The following is a 4,870-nucleotide window of genomic DNA, read 5'->3' on the forward strand; positions in this document are numbered from 1 at the left end:
CCCCCGGCCCGACTTCGCCGAGGAACTCGAACAGCTCGCCGCCACCCCGCCCGAGGTCGTCGACGCCGACTTCCGCGCCGCCTACCGCACCCCGCAGCAGCTTCCGCCGCTCGTCGCCCGCGGCCTCACCGACCCCACCGCGTTCCTCCGGCGCATCGTCGGCGCCCTGGACGCCTACTGGCGCACCTGCCTGGCCGACGACTGGTGGCCGAGGGCAGGCGCCATCCTCGAGGCCGACCTCGCCCACCGCGGGCGCATCCTGGCCGAACAGGGCGCCGCCGCGCTGTTCTCCGGGCTCGACCACCGGCTCACCTGGGCCGACGGCAGGCTCAGGGTGTCCACCCGCGACTTCCTCGCGCCCGTGCCCCGCGCCGACGTCAGGCTCGAAGGACGCGGCATGGTGCTGCTGCCCACGCTGTTCGCACGCGGCGCCCAGCCGCTCATCGACCCCACCAGGCCGCCCGTGATGATGTATCCGGCGCGCGGCCGGGGCACCCTCTCCGAGGAACCGCCCCCGGTCACCGGCGAAGCCCTCGTCCGCCTCCTCGGCAGGCCCCGCGCCCGTCTGCTGCTCCTGCTCGCCGAACCGGCGTCCACGACGGAACTCGCCCACCGTCTCGGCGTCACCCCGGGCGCCGTCAGCCAGCACCTGACCGTTCTCTACGACGCGGGCCTGCTCACCCGCACCCGCAGCGGACGCATCGTCCGATACGCCCGTACGGCACTCGGCGACGGCCTGTGCCGGTAGCCGGCCCCCGCAGGGCCCGCGTCACGCCCCCAGCGCCGCCACCGACGGCATCCGACCCGCCCCCGCGGCCCTCGCCCGGTCGTACCGCTCCAGCAGCACCCGCGCCACCTCCGGCGCCGGACCCAGCACGTCCGCGAGGACGTCCGCCTCGGCCGCGCCCCGCGCGATACGGTCCGGCAGGAACCCCGGCGCGAGCACGTACGGCGCCACGGCGACCCGCTCGCAGCCCAGAGCACGCAGCTCACGCACCGCGTCCTCGGTGCGGGGAAGAGATGCGGAGGCGAACGCAGGCCGCACGGCGCACCAACCGGTGTGCCGCCACTCCCGCGCGATTTCAGCGATCACTGCGATCGCCTCCGGGTCACTGGACCCCGCCGAGGCCAGCACGACCCCGGTCGAGGACTTGTCGGCGGGGCCGATCCCCGCCTCGTACAGCCGCCGGTCCAGCGCCGACAGCAGCAGCGGCGACGGGCCGAGCACGTCGGCCTGCCGGACGCGCAGACCGCGCGGCGCCTCCCGCAGCACCGCCGGGATGTCCGCCTTCGCGTGGAAAGCACGCGTCAGCAGCAGCGGCAGGGCGACGACGTCCCGTACGCCCCGCGCCGCGAGGGACTGAAGCACGCCCGGCACGGACGGCACGTTGAAGTCCAGGAACCCGGTCTCCACGCGCAGCCCCGGCCGCAGCGCCCGTACCCGCTCCACGAGGGCGTGCACGGTCGCGGCATGCCGCGGATCGCGGCTGCCGTGGGCGACGACGAGAAGAACCGGGCTCGGGGACATGACGGTCAGTTCCTCACCAGCAGGCCGCGACTGCGCAGCACCCACCGCTCCAGCGGGCTGAAGATCAGCAGGTCGATCGCGATGCCGACGAACAGGATCAGAATGATCGCCTCGAACACCATCGACATGGAGCTGGCGTTGCGGCCGTTCTCCAGCAGCGCGCCCAGACCGATGCCCAGGTCGGGGGAGGAGGCGATGATCTCCGCGGCCATCAGCGACCGCCACGAGAACGCCCAGCCCTGCTTCAGACCCGCCAGATAGCCGGGCAGCGCCGCCGGCATGACGATGTGCCAGGCACCCTTCAGACCGGTCGCGCCGAGGGTGCGGCCCGCCCGCAGGAACAGCGGCGGCACCTGGTCGATGCCGGACACCAGACCGTTGGCGATCGACGGGACCGCGCCGAGCAGGATCACCGCGTACATCATCGAGTTGTTCAGGCCCAGCCAGATCACCGCGGGAGGCACCCACGCCACACTCGGCAGGGACTGCAACCCGGACAGGATCGGACCGATCGCCGCCCGCACGAACTTCACCCGCGCCACCAGCAGCCCCAGCGGGGTGCCGATGGCGAGCGCGAACAGGAAGCCGAGCAGACCGCGCGAGATGGACGTCCAGATGTAGTCGAGCAGTGTGCCGCTCAGCCAGGCGTCCTTGAACTCGTTGCCCACATCGGCCGGCGAGGGCAGCTTCGTCGGATCGTCGACGATCTTCAGGGAGATCAGGCCCTGCCACACCACCAGCACCACGGCGACGGCCACGACCGGCGGCAGCACCTTGTTCAGCAGTGTCTGCCGCAGCGGCGGGCGGCCGACGGCGGTCGTCTCCAGCGCGTCGAGCCCGGCCTCCAGCCCGCCCAGGCCGTCCTTGGCGGACGCGTCCGACGTCGTCTCGGTCGTCTCAGTGCTGGCCATGACGGCGGATCTCCCCACGCAGTACTTCGGTGATCTCCCGGGACAGCTCCGCCACCGGGGCGTCCTCGATGCGGCGCGGCTGCGGGATGTCCACCCGCCACTCGCGCGCGATCCGGCCGGGACGCGACGACAGGAGCACCACCCGCTGCGCGAGCCGTACCGCCTCACGCACGTTGTGCGTGACGAACAGCACCGACACGCCCGTCTCCGCCCAGATGCGGGTCAGCTCGTCGTGCAGCACATCCCGGGTGATGGCGTCCAGAGCCGCGAACGGCTCGTCCATCAGCAGCAGCCGGCTGTCCTGCGCGAGCGCCCGCGCCATCGCCACACGCTGGCGCATGCCGCCGGACAGCTCGTGCACCCGCTTGCCGTACGAGCCCTTCAGCCGGACCAGTTCCAGCAGCTCCTCGGCGCGTCCGCGCCGCTCGCCCTTGGGCACGCCCCGGAGCTTCAGGGCGAGTTCGATGTTCTTGCCCGCGGTCAGCCACGGGAACAGGGCGTGCTCCTGGAACATCAGAGCGGGACGCCCGTCGGTGGTGATGCTGCCGGCGGAGGGCCGGTCCAGGCCCGCCACCAGGTTGAGCAGAGTGGACTTGCCGCAGCCCGAGGCACCCAGGAGGGTGACGAACTCGCCCGGAGCGACATCGAGGGTGATGTCGTCCAGGACCAGCTGCTGCCCTGCGGGCCCGCTGAAGGACTTCGAGACGCTCTCGATACGCGCGGCGTGCTCGACCGACTCGACGTCCGCGGCCTCGGCGATCGCGGTGGCCATGATCGTCACCTCCTGGGAACTCTCGGGATTTCGGGGCTACTCGACGCCGAGGCCGGCGTCGTCGACGGGGCTCGCGCCCTGCGCCTTGAGGATCTTGTTGAGCAGCGTCAGGTCGTAGATGCCGTCGAGCTTCGGCTTCTCCAGCAGACCCGCCTTGACCGCGTAGTCGGCCTCGGTGTTCAGCGTGGACGCCAGCGGGTCGTCGATGAACTGGATCGACTTCCACGCCGGGTCGATGACCTCGGCCGGGAGCGCCTTGCCGGAGTCCTCCTTCAGCTGGGCGTTGGCCGCGGCCTTCGCCTCCTCCGGGTTGGCGTTGATCCACTTGTTGGTCGCCACGGAGGCCTTCAGGACCGCCTCGACCGCCTTCGGGTGCTCCTCGAGGAACTTCTGCGACACGATCACGTTCGTGATCACGAACTTCTTGTCCGGCCACAGGTCGGCCTCGTCCAGCAGCACCTTCGCGCCCTGGGAGACCAGCTTCGACGCGGTCGGCTCCGGCACCCACGCGCCGTCGATGGAGCCGGACTTGTAGGCGTCCGGGGTGATCTTGTTGTCGGTGCGGATGACCGAGACGTCGCCCTTGCCGCTCTGCGCGTCGACCTTCCAGCCCCTGCCCGCGATCCAGTTGAGGAACGCCACGTCCTGGGTGTTGCCGAGCTGCGGGGTGGCGATCTTCTTGCCCTTGACGTCGTCCAGGGTCTTGATCTTGTCGGGGTTCACGACGAGCTTCACACCGCCGGACGCGGAACCCGAGACGATCCGCAGGCTCTTGCCCTCGGACCTGGTGTAGCCGTTGATCGAAGGCGACGGGCCGATCCAGCCGATGTCGACGGAACCGGAGTTCAGCGCCTCGATCTCGGACGGGCCGGCGTTGAACACCTGGTACTTGGCGCGGGTGGCGCCGAGCTCCTTCTGGAAGAAGCCCTTCTGCTTGCCGACCAGGGCGGTGGCGTGGGTGAGGTTGCCGAAGTAGCCGATCCGGACGGAGTCGAGCCCGTCGATCTTCTCGGCGCCGGCGGCGACCTGCTGCTCGGGCGAGTCGTCCTTGGCCTCGGAGCCGTAGCCGCAGGCGGCGAGGGCGAGCAGGGGGAGCGCGGCGGCCACGGCCAGGCCGCGGCGGACAAGGTTGGAACTGGCAGGCACGGGAGGTTTTCCTCTCGTTGGCCCGGCGGTCACGGTTCAGGCCGTGGCCGGGAGTTCGGCAGGTCTTCGTCGGTGCAGCACGTGGGGGGTGCGGGCGCGCATGCGGTGCGCGTACGTCAGCGCGCACATCGCGCCACCCCGCCCTGTCCGCTGCCGAGGGCGCCGCTGCCGACGCGACCGCCCTCCTTCGCGAACGTGACGTAGAAACCGTCGGAGAGCATGCTCAGAAGTCCCACCCGTCGTCGTCGGACTCGTCCTTGACCGGTTCCGGCGCGGCGAAGGACTCGCCGACCATGCCCGCGGTCAGGGTGGTGCCGTCGCTGGGGTCGATCAGGATGAACGAGCCGGTGCGGCGCGAGTCGGCGTAGGAGTCGACGGGCAGCGGCTCGGCGGTGCGGATCTTCACCCGGCCGATGTCGTTGGCGGCGAGCTGTCCGGGGTGCGGGTGCAGCGACAGGTCGTCCAGGGTGAGCCGGGAGGGGATGTCCTTCACGATGGCCTTGACGGTGCGGG

The 4,870-nt window shown here is 71.3% G+C and carries 6 protein-coding genes; 1 reads left to right on the forward strand and 5 read right to left on the reverse strand.

Annotation, left to right across the window (positions count from 1 at the left end):
* A partial coding sequence (locus MTQ10_RS27865) for a DUF5937 family protein (protein WP_247473056.1) occupies positions 1-748 on the forward strand: 748 nt, incomplete at its 5' end.
* Between the two features lie 21 nt (positions 749-769).
* Here the strand turns inward: MTQ10_RS27865 and MTQ10_RS27870 are convergent.
* From MTQ10_RS27870 to MTQ10_RS27895, 5 genes are all read right to left on the reverse strand, one after another.
* Positions 770-1,528: a sirohydrochlorin chelatase gene (locus MTQ10_RS27870; RefSeq protein ID WP_247473057.1), complete on the reverse strand. Its 759-nt coding sequence runs from the start codon at positions 1,526-1,528 to the stop codon at positions 770-772.
* Between the two features lie 5 nt (positions 1,529-1,533).
* Positions 1,534-2,439 (reverse strand): ABC transporter permease, encoded by a 906-nt coding sequence (locus MTQ10_RS27875; RefSeq protein ID WP_247473058.1) that lies wholly within the window; start codon positions 2,437-2,439, stop codon positions 1,534-1,536.
* Positions 2,426-3,211: an ABC transporter ATP-binding protein gene (locus MTQ10_RS27880; protein ID WP_247473060.1), complete on the reverse strand. Its 786-nt coding sequence runs from the start codon at positions 3,209-3,211 to the stop codon at positions 2,426-2,428. Before MTQ10_RS27880 ends, MTQ10_RS27875 begins: the two co-directional genes overlap by 14 nt.
* A gap of 36 nt (positions 3,212-3,247) precedes the next feature.
* A complete protein-coding gene (locus MTQ10_RS27885) occupies positions 3,248-4,357 on the reverse strand; it encodes an aliphatic sulfonate ABC transporter substrate-binding protein (protein ID WP_247473061.1) in 1,110 nt (369 codons plus the stop codon).
* A 223-nt stretch (positions 4,358-4,580) separates the two neighbouring features.
* Positions 4,581-4,870, reverse strand: a 290-nt coding sequence (locus tag MTQ10_RS27895) for an elongation factor 1-alpha C-terminal domain-related protein (RefSeq protein WP_441351006.1), incomplete at its 5' end; no start/stop codon positions are given.

The organism is Streptomyces sp. XM83C, assembly GCF_023072675.1.
In the GTDB taxonomy this organism is placed as follows: Bacteria; Actinomycetota; Actinomycetes; order Streptomycetales; family Streptomycetaceae; genus Streptomyces; species Streptomyces thermocoprophilus.